The following is a 17380-nucleotide window of genomic DNA, read 5'->3' as shown; positions in this document are numbered from 1 at the left end:
CTCTGAGAGGCCCTACCTTCGGTAGCCCGTCACCTCGCCGATCCATCGCATGAAGGCAGCCGGGTCCTGGTTGGCCCCGTGCCCGGCGTCCCAGTACATCAGGGCGTCGACGTCGTCGCCGAGGTGCTCCAGACCGGCGGCGAGGTTGCCGAGGACCGTGAGGGAGGTGTCGGTGTCGCTGGTGCCGACGCGGAGCCACCAGTGGCGGGCGCGGCCGGGGCTGGGGTGCCGGATGAAGTGCGTCGGGTTCATCAGGGCCGGCGTCCGGGGCAGATCGCGGTCGAGCCGTGCGCCGTCGTCGCCGGTCGTGTGGCGGAGGCTGTACGGCGTGAAGTGCCGGGCCTTGGTGGTGCCGAGGCCGAAGAGGTTGTTCTCGGGCGCGGAGAGGTCGAAGGAGTCGAAGGCCGGTACGTTCTTCTTCCGCCCCACATGCGCCAGGAAGTCCTCCCACGCGAAGGCCGCCACGCCGCCGGCCCAGGTGATCCACGCGTTCTTGTCGAGGTAGGCGGCGCGATCCGTGTCCGGCAGCGCAGTGAGATAGCGGGTGGCGGCGGGCTGGAGGTAGGTCCTCAGGAGGTAGTCGGTGTAGGCGTGCGCGGTGAGCGGGCCGAAGCCCCGCTTCCCCCGCAGCCGCAGGGACGCCTGGTAGTCGGCGAACGCGGCGCTCAGCCGCTTCGAGACGGTCTGGTCGACGACCTCGCCGGAGCTCAGCGCGCTGCCGCCGAACATCCACTCGTACGCCATGTCGGCGTGCTCGAGATCGGCGATGGGGCACCAGCCGCCGCCGGCGAAGATGGCGTCGCTGGCGTCGGCCGCGCCCAGCTCCCTCAGATACGGCTCGTACAACGGGCTGTCGCCGGACGCGCCGAGCAGGGCGGACAGGGCGCCTCCGGCGCTGGTGCCGGAGGAGACGATCCGGTCCGTGTCGCCCGGGACGCGCCCCTGGTTGTGGCGCAGATACCGTACGGCGGCCTTGAGGTCGACGATGGCGGCGGGCGCCACGCCGTAGTACGTACCGTCCGGCGCGACGAGGTCACGGCCTCGCGCGCCCGGCTCCACGACCACGTACCCGGAGGCGAGCCCCCAGTCGGCGTTGCCGACCATGCCGCCGGGGGTTCCGGGGCCGCCAGGGCCTCCGGGCCCTCCGGGGCCGCTGTCGCCCGTCACCGATGACGACAGATAGCCGCCTATCCGGTTGGCGAGGAGGATCGGGGCGCCGGTGGCGTCGACGGCCCTGTCGTCGATCTCGACGGGAACGCCGACGTTGAGGCTCTGGTACTTCGTGTCCACGGGCCTGGCGACATAGACGACGCCCTTGTAAAGGCGGTACGTCACCTTCCTGTCGCCGTCGCCCGTGGACACGGTCTTCGTCTCGGTCGTGTAGCCGTCCTTGTCGAAGGCCAACGGGTCCGAGCCGGTCGGACCGGTCGAGCCCGTCGCACTCGCCGCCGACGCACCGAATCCGCCGCCGGCCGCCGGCGCGGCGGCGGCCGCGGCAAGCCCCATGACCATGGTCCTGCGCTTCACGGACATCTCCTCACCTGGCGCGGTTCTGCTGCCTCCTGGGTCGACGAGAACGTAAAGCGGTGGCCGCGAAATCATCAACAATTATGTTGGTTTCATCGTGAACACCTAAGCCATGCACAGGGAGTTCATAGCCCCACCGCCATCCAGGCGGGCCATATGCGTCACACGGGAAGCGAATTCAGCCAGTCGACCAGCAGCCGGTTGATTTCCTCCGGGCGCTCCTGCTGGATCCAGTGGCCGCAGTCCTCGAGGATGTGCGAGCCGACGAGCGCGGGCAGCGTGCTCGGGTACGCCTTGATCGCGTCGCCCATCCAGGCGGTCGAGGCGTCCAGGGCGCCGCCGATGAACAGCGACGGCTGGGTGATGGGCGCGCCGTCGTACTCGGCCAGGTCCGCCCAGTCCCGGTCCATGTTCCGGTAGCGGTTCAGCCCTCCGCTCAGCCCGGTCCGCTCGAACTCACCGGCGTGGACATCGAGGTCCCCCTCGCTCAGCCAGGCGGGCAGCCGCCCGGCCGGGAACCGCTCGCGCATCGTCCGGCCGCGCGTGACGAAGTGCGGGTCGGGCAGATCGGGTCCGGGCATGGTGTCGCCGGACAGCGCCGCGTAGATCCCCGCGAGCCAGCCGCGCACATCCGGCTCGATCTCCGCCTCGGCCCGGCCCGGCTCCTGGAAGTAGGAGACGTAGAACTCCTCGTCCCCGCCCATCCCGGCGAAGAGCTCGGAGGGCCTGGGGCCGCCACGCGGGGCGTAGGGCACGCTCAGCAGCCCGACCGCCCGGAACACATCCGGGCGCAGCAGGGCGGAATTGGCGGCGATGGGCGAACCCCAGTCGTGCCCGATCACCACGGCGGACTCCTCACCGAGCGCCTCCACCACGGCGGCGTTGTCCGCCACCAGCTCCCGCATCCGGTACGCGTCCACCGCCGCGGGCCGGGAGGAGCGCCCGTACCCACGGACGTCGACGGCGGCCACCCGGTACCCGGCCGCGGCCAGCGCGGGCAGCTGGTGGCGCCATGAGTACCAGGACTCCGGAAAGCCGTGGACGAGCAGCACCAGCGGGCCGGGGCCGCCCTGCTCCACGAGGTGGATCCGCCCGGCGGGTGAGGGCACCAGACGGTGGGTGAGGTCGGTGGTGGGCGGCGTCTGCGGCATGGTTCCCTCCCGGGTCGCGCTGAACATGTCGCGCTGAACATTCTGTGTGGCGGCCGACGGGTCCGAGCTTGCCGTGCCGTCCGCGGCCCGGATCACACCCGTTGCCAGTTCGGCAAACCACCCCCGCCGGTCGCCGACGCGCCAGATGTGCGGGTTCGCGACGTTACTTCCAGAATTGATTACACGGTGAGTCTTCTCGTGGAGGTGAGAGCCGTGGCGACGTACATCACGCTGATGAACTGGACCGAGCAGGGAGTCCGCGCCTACAAGGACACCACCAAACGCACCGAGGACTTCGCCGCGGCGCTGAACAAGCTCGGGGCGCGGCTCGCGGACATCTACTGGACGGACGGGCCGTACGACCTCGTGTGCATCGTCGAGGCCCCGGACGACGAGACCGCGACCGCGGCGTCGCTGCAGCTCAGCGCGTTGGGCAATGTCCGCACCACGACCCTGCGGGCCTTCGGGCAGGAGGATATGGCCCGCGTCATCGCCAAGGTCGCCGGCTGAGGCTTGTGCGCACGAGAGGTGCGCACAAGAGGAGCGCACAAGAGGTGCGCGGACGAGGACCGGTCCAGGAGGGGCCCTCCTGGACCAGCGCCGTGCCGCGGTGCGACTGCGTGTCAGTCCTGGTGGACGACGTTCGTACCCGGGCCCCCGGACAGGGTGTCCGTGCCGGGGCCGCCGTACAGCTTGTCGTCCCCGCTGTTCCCGTAGATCGTGTCGTTCCCGCTGTTGCCGTACAGGACGTCGTTGCCCTTCCCGCCGTAGAGGAAGTCGTTTCCGGTCCCGCCGTAGACCGAGTCGTTGCCGTCGTCGCCGGACAGGTTCTGCCGGTCCGCGCCGCCGTGGATCTCGTCGTTGCCCGCGCCGCCCTCGACGGCGCTGTCCTCGCCGGTGGAGTAGATCGTGTCGTTGCCGTTGCCGCCCTGGGCGATGGTGCCCTCGGCGGCGTGGATGGTGTCCTTGTCGTCACCGCCGGAGACCACCGTGTACGCGCCCACCGTAAGGCTGTCGTCGCCCGTCCCGCCGCCGACGTAGTTGCCGTTGCTGCCGTCGGTCTCGGTCAGTGTGTCCTTGCCGGCGCCGAGGTCGGTGGAGGCGAAGTAGTAGGTCTGGTCGGTGGTGTTGTCGTAGCCGACGACATCGTTGCCATCGCCGAGAGACATCTTCAGGGTGGCGTACGGGTCCTGGCTCTCCAGGGTCTCGACCGTGCAGGAGACCTTGGTGTGGTCCGCGCTCTCGGGGTAGGCGCAGCCGCTGCCCGTGGTGATCGGAACGGAGTCGTCGATCACGTAGATGATCTTCGCCAGGCCGCTGGTCTTCGAGGCGGTGACGGCCACCTTGTTGGTCTGGCCGGAAGCGGCCGTGTAGAGGATCGCGTGGTCGCTCGGGCTGAACGCGGCGGTGGCCGAGAGCGCCGCGGCGCCGGCCGTACCGGCGAGGACGAGGGGAGCGGCCAGCCCCGTACCGAGAGCCAGGGTCAGCGCCGACACGGCACCTAGAACCCGGCGGCTGACCAGGGGGGAACGCATTGCCAACCTCCATGAGGCGTAGGGGGTGGTGACAATCGCGTGTGACTTCCGGGGTTTGCGGTTGGTTGTGCGATGGGGTAAGCGGGGCGGGCCCATGTACAGTCGGCCCACTCTCTCCTGACCAGTGCGGTTTGGCCGATCAGCGGCGACAGGACAATGTCTCGTCGGCCGCGATTCACCGTAAATTCATCGCCGCGTTCGGCCGGTGGCCCGACCCGGACACGCCGGGCCGGGCCACCGGACCAACAACCAGGTGGTGCTACTTCGTGGCGGGGCCGGACAGCTCCTTGCCGAAGGCGGCATCGTCCGCCGGGGAGCCGAGATCGCCCGGCCCGATGAGGGCGGAGCCCTCGGCGGTGAGCCCGTCGGCGCCCGCGTACAGCAGGGCCACCGCGCCCGCGCCCTTGGTCCGGTCCGGGACCCCGACGGCCAGGTCGGGCTTGCCGTCACCGTTGTAGTCGGCCGGCGAGACGGCGTCGCCGAACCAGTCGCCGCCCGTCATGTCGCCGGGGACGCCCTCGGTGTCGAGGGAGAAGGTCTGCGCACCCGCGTCGGTCAGCCAGTCCTTGGTGCCCTTGAGTACCGTGATGGCACCGGCGTCGTCGTAGCCCTCGGGGTCCTCGGCGTCGATGTCGCTGACGACGAGGTCGTCGTGGCCGTCGCCGTTGATGTCGGTGAGCCGGGAGGCGATGCCGTTCTGGGCCTTGCCCGTCCAGTTCACCGGATTGGCGGTGTCGAGCCCCCCGGCCGTGCCCGGGTACGTCCGCAGACGCGCGTCGTCCGGGCCGTCCGTGAAGCCGGTGTCCGTGACGACGTCGTCCTTACCGTCGCCGTTGATGTCACCCACCACGGCCCGGTACGAGGCGAACGGCAGCGGTACGTCCTTCCCCAGCGACGTGCTCTTCAGTCCCCCGGACGAACCGGGCAGCACGCCGAGCGTGCCCTCGTCGGCGGGGTCGTCCTGGTAGGCGACGGTGACCAGGTCGGCGAAGCCGTCCCCGTTGATGTCGCCGGAGGACAGATGCTCGGTGCCCGCGCCGCCGCCGGGCGGGGTGACGCTGGACATCTTCGGGGTGGCCGTCTCGCGCAGGTTCGCCGCGCCGTTCACGACCTGGACCTCGGTGCCGTCGGAGATGGCGATGTCGTCGCGGCCGTCGTGGTTGTAGTCGCCCACGGCCATCCTGTCGCCGAACAGCGCGTAGGCGGTGGCCTTGGGCGCGTGGAAGGCGATGGCGTCGCTGGAGAGGCCGTCCTTCGCACCGAAGACGACCGTGACCGAACCGGCCCGCTTGGCGCTGCCGATGGCCTCGTAGTTCGCGGCGACGATCAGATCGCCGTACCCGTCTCCGTCCACATCGCCGCGCAACACGGCCGAGCCGAAGTGGTCCCCGGCCTCGGGGGTGCCGGGGATCCCCGGGCCGGCCTGCGACAACGTGCTGTGCCGCCCGGTGTCGACCCCGGCCTCGGCCCCATAGGTCACACCCACGTAGCCCGCCTTGGACTTCCCCGAAACGGTCCCGTCGGGCGCGCCCACGCCGAGGTCGGCATAGCCGTCGCCGTCGATATCGCCCGGTGTGGTCTTCCCTGCCGCGGCAGCCGTGGGGGAGGGCTGCTTCTGGTCGGTCCCGTCGCCGTTCGACACCACGGCGCCGGCCCCGGCGGCCACAGCGGCGGTCACGACGGCACCCACCGCCACGCCCACCACACCTCGGGTTCTAGTGCGCACAAATCCTCCATGAGTAACGCATCGGTCGCCCTTGAGCCCGGACCGCCATCTGTCTCCCCCGGCGGCCGGAACGGAAGAGTCATGGAAGGAGAGCTGTCTGAAAGCTGAACGGTTGCACAACCCAAGGAAAACGAGACAGGGTCGTAATCAACGCCAGGAGCGGCCTAACTCCCTTACGGAGCAGGGAACTTGAGGCCGAAGGCGGAGAAGCCGACCTTCCGTCACTGACCGTGATGACCCCCATGTCCCCCGGTCCACGTGCGCCCCACCCGGCGCCGCCGCAATCTGGACGCATGAGACGCATGACACCCATGGAGGTCTCGCCATGTCGAGCAAAGAGTCGATGGCAGGCAGCGCCGAGAGCCAAGCGCGCTTGGCGGCGCTGAGCTCGGCGATCACCGTGCTGCAGTCGGCGAAACCGCCCTTCGTGCCGGAGGGGGCGGAGGGGATGACGATCCGCGTCGATTACCCACCCGGCAACCCCGGCCTCCCCCCGCACCGGCACTCGGGCCCCGCCTTCGGCTACGTGCTGGAGGGCGAGATGCTCTTCGAGCTGGAAGGCGAGCCGGAGCGAGTGGTCAGGGCGGGGGAGACGTTCTGGGAGCCGGGTGGCGATGTCATCCACTACCAGGACGGAAACAACCGGACGGACGCCTGGAGCCGCTTCGTCGTCACCATGTTCTGCGCCCCGGGACGGCCCATGCTCACCCTGGTCGACGACGAGGAACTGGCCCAGCGCCGGCACCTACGGGCTCCCCGCCCGGGAGCCTGATCCGCCGCTGACGCCGGACCCGGACGTCCGGCACCGGGTCAGTCGGCGCGGCCGGTGGCCGCCACGGTCACGCCCAGGCCGATCATCGCGAGGCCACCCGCCCCGCCGACCATCGACAGCCGCCGGTCCGAGCGGGCGAACCAGGAACGGGCCGCCGAGGCGCCCAGGCCCCAGAGGGTGTCCGTGATCATTCCGATGGTGACCGGGACCAGGCCCAGCACCATCATCTGCAGGGGCAGGTGGCCCGCCGAATGGTTGACGAACTGCGGTAGCACCGCCGCGAAGAAGACGATGCCCTTCGGGTTCGTGACGCCGACGAAAATGCCGTCCAGGACCGTGCGCAGATCACCGCGCTGCGCACGGGCCGGGGCCGCCATGTCCGTCACGCGCATGTCCCCGCGGCGCCGGAACGCCTGCACGCCCAGATAGACGAGGTACGCCGCCCCTGCCAGCTTCACGCCCGTGAACACCGCCGCCGAGCTCTGCACCAGCGCGCCGAGACCCCACGCCACGGCGATCACGGCCAGGTAGCAGCCGACCACATTGCCGAGGACCGTCTCCAAGGCCGTGCGACGGCCGTATGCGAGGGCCCGGCCGACCACGAACAGCACACTCGGCCCCGGAATCACGATCACCAGTAGCGACATCGCCGCGAACGCGAGAATGCTCTCCGTGGACACCATATGTCCGTCCCTCCTGGACCGGCTCAGTACAGGAGGCATTCAAACAGAAGCCGGAACGTCCGCTCCAGACCCATCCGCATACCGGTACCTCGACGGCCACTGTCCCCGCACACGGACCGCGGCGGTGAGCTTCGGCGCCGGAGCCCTAATTCACTCCGGCGGCGAGTTCACCGAAAAGGCGGTTCGCCGTGGGCGAGTTGAATTGGCGTTCCAGCTCCGCTCGGGCGATCTGCTTGCGGAACTCTCCTTCGTGGGATGCGTCACCGGCGTTGTGCATGAGCTCAGTGATCCATGTCGCGTATGCCTGGTAGTTCCAGACATGGCGCAGACAGGTCTCCGAGTAGTCGGTGAGCAGGGCCGGATCGTCCTTCTGGATCCGGGCGATGAGGGCGCGGGCGAACACTTCGGCGTCGTGGAGAGCGAGGTTGATTCCCTTCGCGCTCATCGGGGGGACGATATGCGCCGCGTCTCCGAGCAGATACAGCCCGCCGTAGTGCATGGGGCTGTACACCACACTCCGGAGCGGCAGGATTTGCTTGTGGATGACCGGGCCGGTCGCCACGGGGATACCGAAACGAGCTTCCAGTTCGCTCCAGACGCGCTCGTCCGGCCATTGCTCAAGGGTGTCGTCGGGCGCGCACTGGAGATAGAGACGGCTGGCCGTCGTGGAGCGGGGGATGATTCCCGCCAGGCCGCGGGAATGGATCGCCATGGCCGCGGGGTCCGGCGTCACATCGGCCAGGACGCTCAGCCAGGCGTACCCGTAGTCGTAGGAGTAACGAGTGAGGGCGTCGGCGGGGATGGATTCCCTGCTGACCCCGCGGTAGCCGTCACAGCCGGCGATGTAGTCGCAGTTGATGACCCGTGCCGCGCCGGTGATGTCCCGGTAGCGGACTCGCGGACGCGCGCCGTCGAGGTCTTCGAGGGAGATGCCGACGGACTCGTAACGAAGGTCTCCGCCGTCCCGCAGGAAAGCGTCCGTGAGATTCCGGACGAGGACCTGCTGAGGGCAGAACACCATATCGTTGAATTCGCCGTCCTCGTCCTCGAAGAGGTCGTTCGTGAACGCTTCTCCGTCCATCCGGAAGCTTATCGTCTCTTCCGGTGCGCCGAAGCTCTCCACGACCTCTTCGAGCCCCCACGCGCGGAACATGCGCACCCCGCGGCTGTCGATGGTCCCGGCCCGCTGCCGCCGCTCGACATATTCTCGGCTGCGCTTTTCGAGAACGACGCAGCCGATTCCGTTGCGCAAGAGGAAATTGCCCAGCGTAAGTCCGGCAACTCCGGCCCCCACGATGACTACGGCGGTGTCCTCGACTGTTTCGGACATGTGTTTCCGAGCCTCCATGAAGCTTGAAGAAAGTGGCGGTCGAACACGCCGGAGCATGAACCGGGGTATGAATGACTGTGTCGCCCGGATGATGCGGTGATGCGGCGTGCCGATCACCACTGTGGACCCGACAGCGGCCGCCGCCCACCGGTGAATGGACACCGAATGCCGAAAAGCCGCCAACTACTGTGCGTCGTCGCGCAGATCCGCCTGATAGCGGCCCGGGGTCTGCCCGACGACCTCGGTGAACGCCTCGATGAAGCTCGAGGGGTTGGACCACCCGCACTCCGTCGCGGTGTCGGTGACGGACCGGCCGTTGGTGAGATGGACCAAGGCGTGGTGGATGCGCAGGATGGTGCGCCAGCGGTGGAAGCTCATGCCCAGCTCGGTGTGGAACAGACGGCTCAGCGTGCGGTCCCGCCGCCACCCGCTGCTCCAGGACTCCACGGCGCTCACGGAGGAAGGCGACCCGTTCCTGCGGAGAGTGCTCGGCGCGCAGGATGGCGACGAACCCCTTCAGGTCCGCGATGCCGAGGCCGGCCTCGCGGAAGCAGGTGACCAGGCCGACCCAGAAGACGTCGTTCTCGGTGTACTCCCTGCGACCGCCGGCGGAGCGCCGGATCGGGCCGATGAGCCCTTCGCGTTCGTAGTAGCGCAGCGTGTCGATGGAGACGCCGGTGCGGTCGGCGGCCGCTGCCGGGGTGAGGGTGGTCATGGGGCTCCCCTTGTGTGACCGCTTGTGACCGCCGCTAAGCGCTCCGCGGGAAGTGCCGCGATGGGTCGTCGGCCGACTGCGGCGCCGTCGTGGCTGGTCGCGCAGTTCCCCGCGCCCCTTCGGGGCGCTGCCCGAACCGTAGCGGACTTCCTCCGACCTGCTTAGCGTGCTTCGGCGAAGCGCGCCAGGTGCTCGTCGTCGAGCCGCACACGGCGTGCGGCCAGTGCCTCCTCGATCTGCTCCACCCGGCTCGCGCCGACGATGGGATCGATCCCCTGCCGCATCAGCCATGCGAGGACGACCTGGTTCCGCGTGGCCGGGAGCTCGTCGGCGACGTCGTCCAGGACGGCGAGCACCCGGGTGGTCCCGGGGTGATCATAGGTTGGTGGCAGCGGCTTGTCCGCGCGTACGTAGGAACCCCACATCAGCGAGGTGTACGACCACACGGCGAGCCCCTCCGACCGCGCGAGGTCCAGGTCATCGGCGGTGAGCATGCGGTGGCCGGCCTCCGCGACGGGCGTGAGCGGGCGCGGCTGGAGGAGCGAGTGGCGCAGTTGCAGGGCCGTCCACGGTTCCACGCGCCGCTCCCGCGCGAGCGACCGGGCGCGCTCGACGCGCCAGGCGGCATGGTTGGCCGCCCCGACCCGTAGGGCCACTCCCTTCGCGACCAGCTCGCCGAAGGCGCCGACCGTCTCCTCCAGCGGCACGGTGCGGTCCTCGGCGTGGGCCCAGAGCAGATCGACGTGATCGACCCCCAGCCGCTCCAGGCTCTCCTCCACACCCGCGTGGATGGCGCGGGCGGAGAGTCCTTCGGCGCTTTGCGGCCAGGAGTGCGGGACGAGCGGGTTCTGCCGGACCTTCGTCGCGATCCGCACCGCGTCGCGCACGCCGGGGCGGGCCCGGAGCCACGCCCCGATGAGGCGCTCGCTGGCGCCGCCGACGCCACTGGGGTCGGCCCAGAAGGAGTAGCAGTTCGCGGTGTCGAGCCAGACACCGCCGCCGGCGACGAAGGAGTCGAGGACCGCGAAGGCCCGGTCGGGGTCGACGCGCGTGCCGAAGTCCATCGTCCCGAGGACGATCTGGGGGTCAGTGGTCTGCATGCCGCCCATGCTCGGATCTGGAGCGCGCTCCAGGTCAAGAGCGGTTCCGGCGGACGGTGTTGGGCCCGGACCGCTCGAGGGTCGCCTGGCTGGTGCTGTCCGCCGCGGCGATCCGGCCGTCCAGTGTGGTCGCGTACTTGTAGACGACGTACGGCCGTCCCTCGACCGTGTGCCACTCGCCCGTGCCGACCAACTCGCCGATGTGCATGGGCCCCTCCAGGCAGATCTTGGTTCCGGGGCAGCCCGGTTACGCGCCGCAGCGACTGCCTGCGAGTGAACCGCCTCACACGACAACGGCCCTGCCCATACCCTGGCAGTGACGAGCTGGACAGAGAGGGGCAAGGCCATGTCATCTGACGCTACCCCGGACCCGCTTGACCACCCGCTGGTCTTCGGTCAGCGGATGCAAGTTCTCCGTACCCGCCGGGGCATGAGCCGTACCGTCCTCGCCGGTCTCCTCGGCAAGTCACCGAGTTGGGTGAAGCAGGTCGAGAACGGCACCCTCCACACCCCCGCACTCCCCATGATCCTGCGCATCGCCGAGGTGCTGCGCGTCCGTGACCTCTCCGAGCTCACCGGCGACCAGACCATGCCCATCGACCTCTTCATCGGCCCCGGTCACGCCAAGCTGCCCGCGGTACGAGCTGCGATCGAAGCGTTCCCCTTCACAGCTGACCGCGAAGCGCCCTCGCCCGCGCATCTGAGCGCACGTCTCCGAAGTGCCTGGTCCGCCCGCCACTCCGCACCCAACCACCGCGAAGTGATCGGCGGCCTGCTGCCGGCCCTCATCCGGGATGCGCAACTCGCCGTACGTCAGGCCGACCGCGCCCCCGAACGGCGGGCAGCTCAAGCCGTCCTCGCCGAGGTCTACAGCCTCAGCCAGTTCTTCATCGCGTACCAGCCCGACTCCGCGCTCCTCTGGCGCGTTGCCGAACGCGGCATGGTGGCAGCCCAGGAGAGCGAGGATCCGCACGCCATCGGCATGGCAGCATGGCTCACCGCCCAGGCCCACCGCGACAGTGGCCCCGCCCACTACGACGCGGCCGACGCGGTCACCATGGAGACGCTGCGCCACCTCACTCCACTACTGCGGGACGCGCCGGACAACGTACGCGCGATCGTCGGCGCCCTGCGGTTCGAGGCCGGATACACCGCGGCCCGCCGCGGTGACACCGGCGCCGCCTGGGGCTACTGGGACACCGCTCGCGAGATGGCCGAGCGGCTGCCTGCCGACTACTACCACCCCATGACGTCGTTCTCCCGAGGCATCATGGGCGCGCACGCGGTCACGGTCGCCGTCGAGCTGCACGCGGGCGGGGAGTCCGTACGGCAGGCCGCGAAGGCGGACGCCAAGACGATCCCGTCACGGCCGAGGCGAGCCCGGCACCGGATCGAGGAGGCGCGCGGCTACCACCTGGACGGGCAGCCGGAGACCGCCCTGGCGACGCTGGACAAGGCGTACGAAGCCGCACCGGAGACGATCCGCTACAACGGCTACGCACGCCGCATCATCTTGGAGGAGACCGAGTCGAAGTCTCCGGTGCATCGCCGTCGCGCCGCCGAACTGGCGGTGAAGATCGGCGTATTGGCTGCCTGAACCGGCGTTCGAGGGGCAGAATCTCTGCCCCTCCTCCGTCCTCGGCGCTCTTACGGTCAGTCATCATCTGATCACCGATGACGCCGGGGGACCCCGTGCAAACCAGCAGCCGTACAGCAGAGCCATGGACGCCACCGCAAGGCGTCGACATAGACATGGTCCGGGTCGGCTCCCATTGGGATGCCGTGCGCGCTCCCGTGGAGATCGGTGAGCGAGCGCTGGAGTTACTCGGCGGGGCGACTGGTGCCGTCATCGCCGACTACGCGCAGATGTACTGGCTGATCGTGGCGGGGAGCGCGCAGTACTGGCGTCGCATCCCGAAGGTGCAGACACTCAGTGCGGACCCGACTTCCTACATCGGCGTTCCCTCCATCGGCCACACCGCCGGGCCGGTACTGCACTGGCGCGTCCCGCTCGGGCCGGACCGATACCTCACCGACAGCCCCATCCTGCGGGGGGCCTTGGCCCAGGCGGTCGCCGCCGAGCTCGGCCCTGACCGGGAGGTCGGCCGGTGACCACCACCTATGACCGCGGCCCCGCGCCGCTTGTCTTAGGGGCATACCTACGGTCCCTCCGGCTGGCCAAGGGCCTCAGACTCTCCGAAGCTGCCGAGGCGATCCGCTGCTCGGCGGCCAAGCTGAGCCGGATGGAGACCGCCCACGTGGCACACCACTGGCGGGACGTTTCCACACTGGCCAGGCTCTACGGGCTGACTGACTGGTCCACCGTCGTCGGCGCATTGCGGTTGGCAGGCCAGCAGTCGAGAGATCCCAAGCGCAGGGCGAGCACCATCCACGACAACACCGAAGGCTGGGCGGACCGCTTGCGCGCCTGCGAGCACCACGCATCAGCGATCTGCGTCTACGCCTCGGCCACCATCCCGCGCATCGTGCAGACCACCGAATACCCCGTGGCCCAACTGCCCCTGCTGCAACGGCCCATCCAAGAGCCCCGGTTCCGGGCCCATACCGTGCCCCCAGACGACCAGCCGCAGGATGTCACCGTCATCCTCGACGGGGCGACGCTCCTGCGCACCTTCGGAAACCCGCGGGCCATGGCAACGCAGATGGTCCACCTGCAACGACTGGGAGCCTCCCCACACGGCCCGCGAATCTTGGTGGTGCCCTTCCACGCAGGGGTCATCCCACCGCCGGGCACCCTGCACCGCTTCCAGCTTCACGGGCAGGAGGTCTTCGCTGAGGAGACCTGGAGCGCGCTCTACACCACTGGAGCGGACAGCCAGGCGGCACGCGACTGTCTGGCCGCCGGGCTCGCCGCCGCCGAGGATCTCGACGCAAGTGCCGCGTTACTGGACATAGCGCGCCGACGCTTCGAGCAACTGGCCAGGGACCCGGAATCCGATCCTCTTCTGGAAGAGCTGACGGCATGACCGCGGGTCTGCTGGGCCCGGCCGCCGCGAACGAATGGCGCGCAGCCCTGGAGCACGCTGCGGGCTGCCCGGCCTGCCGGACACCCGGCGCCAGGTGCGAGATCGGGGAGCGGCTGCTCGGCGCTTACGAGAGGGCTGCGCGGCAGGTCCGGTCAGAGGAGGGCCAATGAGGCACCGATGCCAGGCCCCGCCGAACGGGCAGAGCTCTTTGCCCTCCGCGTCACCCCGGTTGGGGCCGCTAATCAGCGCGATCCCCGCGCTGCTGGCGCTCGCCGCCTGCCTCTGCGTTGCAGGAAACCCAACTCCATAGACCGGGTGGGCCGCTGGCGGCCTGGGGATCCCCCGCCCCGGGTTGGACTTCGCGGCTGGCGGTCCACTCTCCAAGCCCCCTGCCGGTCGGTATGCCGAGGCGCGGCCACCGACAAGGCAGGGGCGGTGGGGCCCGGCCGGTCGGACCACCGGACGGGCTCTACCTCGGCAAGACCAGACCAGGCCATCCGACATAGGAGGCAATATGACCGTCACCGCAGAACGGCCGCTCGGCACCGCGACCGACCCCAGGGCGCTCCTCAGCGCCGCTCTCCTGGACCGGCTCGCCACACGGATCGTGAAGGACCACGACGTCGCGCTGCCACTCGCCGAGCGGATCGTCGTCCAGACCGCGGCCTTCCTCGCTGCCTGCGCCAACAACACCGGCCGACCGTTGACGCCCAGCAAGACCGTCGACATCGGCTGGCACGTCTTCATCCTCCACACCTGCGACTACGCCGACTTCTGCCAGCGCGTTGCGGGACACTTCATCCACCACGTCCCCACGAACCCGGCGGAGGGCGAGCACGGCACAGCCGTGGCGGCGCGGCGGCGCACCCTCGACGCAATCGCAGCCGCCGGGTACGCGGTGGACGCCGACCTCTGGCCCGAAGCAGCCGACTGCAGCCAGTGCCACGCGGGCTGCTCAGACAGCCCCAACAGCGGCAAGAGTTGACGTAATCACGCCGCCAGCCGCCCGGCGCCGCCGCCGGGCGGCCGGCCCACAGGAACGGAGGGCGCATGACGGAGACCGCCTTGACGGAGACCGCCTGGGACACCTACGCGCAGCAGAAGCCCCAGCGGCGGCCCGTGAACGCCGCCGGGGAGACGACGTGGTTCAACTGGACGCAGTACCCCGACCACGGCCCCGGTGCCGAGATCCTCGGTACAGGCCGCGGCTCGTCGGTGCTGGAGCTCGGTTGCGGGAAGGGCGGCAACCTCGCGCATGTCGCAATTCTCGGCGCGCGGGCCGTAGGCGTGGACCTCTCCCCGGCCCAGCTCAGGGCCGCCGATGCCCGATGGGCTGACACCGTCGAGTTGGAGCTGCACCAGGCAGACGCCCTCGACTTCCTGGCCCGCTGCACTGACACCTTCGACGCGGTGTTCTCCGTCTTCGGCGCGGTGTGGTTCACCGATCCTGCCCGACTACTTCCGGCAATTCGTGAGCGCCTCCGTCCGGGCGGCGTGCTGGCCTTCTCCCAGCGCCCGCCCGTCGAAGGCTGCTACGGCTGTCAGGCGTCGTACATCAACAGGTCGGAGGACGAGGACCCGCTGGTGGTGAAGCGCTGGGACTACGAACCACCGCGCTGGACGCAGACCCTGCACGAGCACGGTTTCACCGAAGCAACCGCACGAGTGCTGCCCGCGCCGCCGGGCCCCCGCAAGATCGGCACCCTGCTGGTCCGCGCCACGGCCTGAGCGGGGTTACACCCCGCCCTCACTCAGCGTGCCGCCAAACGGGTCCAGTCCTCAGGCCTCCGTCGAAGAGGCCTCCGTCGGGGCGGGCTCGCCGGCGCAGCAGGCGTCGGCGGTGTCGAGTGCCGCGCTCTTGCCCATCTGGTCGGCGTCGCCCTTGACGACGTAGACCTCCCACGGCTCCTTGCCGGGGCCGTGGACCCAGACCTTGTCCTGGAGGGCGTAGCAGCAGGAGGTGTCGTTCTCCTCGAAAGTGACGAGCCCCGCCTCCTCGAGGCGGTCGGTGGCGGCGGTGACCCGGTCGGTGGAGGTGACCTCGACGCCGAGGTGGTCCAGCCGGGTCTCCTGTCCGGCTTCGCCTTCGATCAGGACGAGCTTGAGCGGCGGTTCGGTGATCGCGAAGTTGGCGTATCCGGGGCGGCGCTTGGCGGGCTCGACGCCGAAGAGCTTGGAGTAGAACGTCACGGAAGCGTCGAGATCGGGCACGTTCAGGGCGAGCTGCACGCGAGACATGGCAGGGTCTCCCATCAAGTTGTATCGATATTCTTCGATGCAACATTGCGCCTTGGATCGAAAAACGTCAACATAGAGGAATGTCGAATCAAGAGCTTGCGGTGCTCGGCCAGGACGGCGTCGACGGCTGCTGCCCGGGACTGCTGACCGCTCCGCTGGACGAGGCGCAGTCCGTTGAGCTGGCGAAGGTGTTCAAGGCGCTGGGCGATCCGATCCGGCTGCGGCTGCTATCGATGATCGCCACCCGCGCCGGGGGCGAGGTGTGCGTCTGCGACCTCACTCCCGCCTTCGACCTGTCGCAGCCGACGATCTCCCATCACCTGAAGCTGCTGCGGCAGGCGGGGCTGATCGGCTGCGAGCGCCGTGGGACCTGGGTCTACTACTGGCTGCTGCCGGAGATGACCGACCGGCTCGCCGGGATCCTCACCCGCCCCGCCGGACAGCCTCTGCCCGAGCCTGCCGGGACGGCGGGGGACGCCTGATGGCCGCCGACCCCATGCCGGCGTCCTCGGCCGCTCCCGTCGCCGCGCGCCTGTCGTTCGTGGACCGCTTCCTCGCGGTGTGGATCCTGCTGGCGATGGCGGCCGGCCTCGGCCTGGGGCGGCTCGTTACCGGCCTGGGCGACGCCCTGGCGAAGGTGACCGTCACCGGCGTCTCCCTGCCCATCGCGCTGGGCCTGCTGGTGATGATGTATCCGGTCCTGGCCAAGGTCCGCTATGACCGCCTCGACACGGTCACCCGGGATCGGCGCCTGCTGGTCCCCTCGCTCGTGCTGAACTGGATCCTGGGCCCGGCGCTCATGTTCGCGCTCGCCTGGCTGCTCCTGCCGGACCTGCCGGAGTACCGGACGGGCCTGATCATCGTCGGCCTGGCCCGCTGTATCGCCATGGTCATCATCTGGAACGACCTGGCCCGCGGCGACCGCGAAGCCGCCGCCGTCCTCGTCGCCCTGAACTCCGTCTTCCAGGTGATCGCCTTCTCCGCGCTCGGCTGGTTCTACCTCACCGTGCTGCCCGGCTGGCTCGGCCTGGAACAGACCGATCTCGATATCAGCGTGTGGGAGATCGCCCGCAGTGTGCTGATCTTCCTCGGCGTCCCCCTCGTGGCAGGCTTCCTCACCCGGCGACTCGGCGAGAGGGCCAAGGGCCGTGCCTGGTACGAGACGAAGCTCATCCCGCGCATCGGCCCGTTCGCCCTGTACGGGCTGCTGTTCACGATCGTCGTCCTATTCGCCCTCCAGGGCGACGCGATCACCTCACAGCCGATGGACGTGGCGCGGATCGCACTGCCGCTGCTGGTGTACTTCGCCGTGATGTGGGCCGGGTCCATGGCATTGGGCAAGGCCGTGGGCCTGGACTACCCCCGCTCCACGACACTGGCGTTCACCGCCGCGGGCAACAACTTCGAGCTGGCCATCGCCGTCGCCATCGCGACTTTCGGCGCCTCCTCCGGGCAGGCGCTGGCCGGAGTCGTCGGCCCGCTCATAGAGGTTCCCGTACTGATCGGCCTCGTCCACGTGGCCCTGGCCGCCCGCCGCTACTTCCCTCAGCCCACCGTCATGACCGCCGAGCACGCGCCCGCCCAGGAAGGTGCCGCCCGTGTCTGACCCCCAGAAC

18 protein-coding genes and 2 pseudogenes are annotated in these 17380 nt (G+C 69.6%); 9 read left to right on the top strand and 11 right to left on the bottom strand.

Annotation, left to right across the window (positions count from 1 at the left end):
• Positions 1-12 precede the first annotated feature (12 nt).
• Positions 13-1533, bottom strand: a complete 1521-nt coding sequence (locus tag ACFXB5_RS11725; protein WP_385205627.1) for a subtype B tannase — start codon at positions 1531-1533, stop codon at positions 13-15.
• Positions 1534-1688: 155 nt separating this feature from the next.
• Positions 1689-2678 carry an alpha/beta fold hydrolase gene (locus ACFXB5_RS11720; RefSeq protein ID WP_385205624.1) on the bottom strand — a complete coding sequence of 330 codons (990 nt, stop codon included), beginning with the start codon at positions 2676-2678 and terminating at the stop codon, positions 1689-1691.
• A 213-nt stretch (positions 2679-2891) separates the two neighbouring features.
• Here ACFXB5_RS11720 and ACFXB5_RS11715 point away from each other — a divergent pair, with 213 nt between their 5' ends.
• Complete coding sequence (locus ACFXB5_RS11715; protein ID WP_385205621.1) at positions 2892-3188, top strand: GYD domain-containing protein; 297 nt, start codon at positions 2892-2894, stop codon at positions 3186-3188.
• 113 nt (positions 3189-3301) lie between these two features.
• Here the strand turns inward: ACFXB5_RS11715 and ACFXB5_RS11710 are convergent, their stop codons facing one another.
• Both ACFXB5_RS11710 and ACFXB5_RS11705 read right to left on the bottom strand, forming a co-directional pair.
• Positions 3302-4213: a calcium-binding protein gene (locus ACFXB5_RS11710; protein WP_385205618.1), complete on the bottom strand. Its 912-nt coding sequence runs from the start codon at positions 4211-4213 to the stop codon at positions 3302-3304.
• Between the two features lie 259 nt (positions 4214-4472).
• The gene (locus ACFXB5_RS11705) at positions 4473-5939 is read right to left on the bottom strand and encodes an FG-GAP and VCBS repeat-containing protein (protein ID WP_385205615.1); all 1467 of its coding nucleotides are present in this window, start codon (positions 5937-5939) and stop codon (positions 4473-4475) included.
• Positions 5940-6282: 343 nt separating this feature from the next.
• Between ACFXB5_RS11705 and ACFXB5_RS11700 the strand changes: the two genes are divergently transcribed.
• Positions 6283-6711 (top strand): cupin domain-containing protein, encoded by a 429-nt coding sequence (locus ACFXB5_RS11700; protein ID WP_385205676.1) that lies wholly within the window; start codon positions 6283-6285, stop codon positions 6709-6711.
• Between the two features lie 38 nt (positions 6712-6749).
• Here ACFXB5_RS11700 and ACFXB5_RS11695 read toward each other — a convergent pair whose 3' ends face one another.
• From ACFXB5_RS11695 to ACFXB5_RS11670, 6 genes and pseudogenes are all read right to left on the bottom strand, one after another.
• Positions 6750-7394: a LysE family translocator gene (locus ACFXB5_RS11695; RefSeq protein ID WP_385205613.1), complete on the bottom strand. Its 645-nt coding sequence runs from the start codon at positions 7392-7394 to the stop codon at positions 6750-6752.
• A gap of 145 nt (positions 7395-7539) precedes the next feature.
• The gene (locus ACFXB5_RS11690) at positions 7540-8724 is read right to left on the bottom strand and encodes a 4-hydroxybenzoate 3-monooxygenase (protein WP_385205610.1); all 1185 of its coding nucleotides are present in this window, start codon (positions 8722-8724) and stop codon (positions 7540-7542) included.
• Positions 8725-8907: 183 nt separating this feature from the next.
• Positions 8908-9141 (bottom strand): annotated as a pseudogene (locus ACFXB5_RS11685) (helix-turn-helix domain-containing protein); the annotation flags it as partial.
• A 1-nt stretch (position 9142) separates the two neighbouring features.
• Positions 9143-9439, bottom strand: a pseudogene (locus ACFXB5_RS11680) (MerR family transcriptional regulator); the annotation flags it as partial.
• 161 nt (positions 9440-9600) lie between these two features.
• The gene (locus tag ACFXB5_RS11675) at positions 9601-10539 is read right to left on the bottom strand and encodes an aldo/keto reductase (protein ID WP_385205607.1); all 939 of its coding nucleotides are present in this window, start codon (positions 10537-10539) and stop codon (positions 9601-9603) included.
• Between the two features lie 34 nt (positions 10540-10573).
• On the bottom strand, positions 10574-10747 hold the full coding sequence (locus ACFXB5_RS11670; protein ID WP_385205604.1) for a hypothetical protein: 174 nt from the start codon (positions 10745-10747) through the stop codon (positions 10574-10576).
• 138 nt (positions 10748-10885) lie between these two features.
• Here ACFXB5_RS11670 and ACFXB5_RS11665 point away from each other — a divergent pair, with 138 nt between their 5' ends.
• The 5 genes from ACFXB5_RS11665 (at position 10886) to ACFXB5_RS11645 (ending at position 15254) form a co-directional block, all read left to right on the top strand.
• On the top strand, positions 10886-12136 hold the full coding sequence (locus ACFXB5_RS11665) for a helix-turn-helix domain-containing protein (RefSeq protein ID WP_385205601.1): 1251 nt from the start codon (positions 10886-10888) through the stop codon (positions 12134-12136).
• Between the two features lie 185 nt (positions 12137-12321).
• The gene (locus tag ACFXB5_RS11660) at positions 12322-12651 is read left to right on the top strand and encodes a hypothetical protein (RefSeq protein WP_385205598.1); all 330 of its coding nucleotides are present in this window, start codon (positions 12322-12324) and stop codon (positions 12649-12651) included.
• Positions 12648-13526 carry a Scr1 family TA system antitoxin-like transcriptional regulator gene (locus ACFXB5_RS11655; protein ID WP_385205595.1) on the top strand — a complete coding sequence of 293 codons (879 nt, stop codon included), beginning with the start codon at positions 12648-12650 and terminating at the stop codon, positions 13524-13526. The genes ACFXB5_RS11660 and ACFXB5_RS11655 overlap by 4 nt, the downstream gene beginning before the upstream one ends.
• Before the next feature lie 514 nt (positions 13527-14040).
• Positions 14041-14511, top strand: coding sequence for a glycine-rich domain-containing protein (locus ACFXB5_RS11650; RefSeq protein WP_385205592.1), 471 nt, complete (start codon positions 14041-14043; stop codon positions 14509-14511).
• 65 nt (positions 14512-14576) lie between these two features.
• Complete coding sequence (locus tag ACFXB5_RS11645) at positions 14577-15254, top strand: class I SAM-dependent methyltransferase (protein WP_385205589.1); 678 nt, start codon at positions 14577-14579, stop codon at positions 15252-15254.
• 51 nt (positions 15255-15305) lie between these two features.
• On the opposite strand, the gene ACFXB5_RS11640 is transcribed toward ACFXB5_RS11645, so the two are convergent.
• Complete coding sequence (locus tag ACFXB5_RS11640) at positions 15306-15764, bottom strand: ArsI/CadI family heavy metal resistance metalloenzyme (RefSeq protein WP_385205587.1); 459 nt, start codon at positions 15762-15764, stop codon at positions 15306-15308.
• Positions 15765-15844: 80 nt separating this feature from the next.
• On the opposite strand from ACFXB5_RS11640, the gene ACFXB5_RS11635 reads away from it, so the two are divergent.
• Positions 15845-16246: an ArsR/SmtB family transcription factor gene (locus ACFXB5_RS11635; protein WP_385205584.1), complete on the top strand. Its 402-nt coding sequence runs from the start codon at positions 15845-15847 to the stop codon at positions 16244-16246.
• A complete protein-coding gene (arsB, locus tag ACFXB5_RS11630) occupies positions 16246-17370 on the top strand; it encodes an ACR3 family arsenite efflux transporter (RefSeq protein WP_385205581.1) in 1125 nt (374 codons plus the stop codon). Before ACFXB5_RS11635 ends, arsB begins: the two co-directional genes overlap by 1 nt.
• The last annotated feature ends 10 nt before the right edge of the window (positions 17371-17380 follow it).

The sequence above is a fragment of the Streptomyces sp. NPDC059455 genome, assembly GCF_042750115.1.
GTDB lineage: Bacteria > Actinomycetota > Actinomycetes > Streptomycetales > Streptomycetaceae > Streptomyces > Streptomyces endocoffeicus.
Note: the sequence above shows the minus strand (reverse complement) of the source record. Positions and strands in the feature narration are given on the sequence as shown.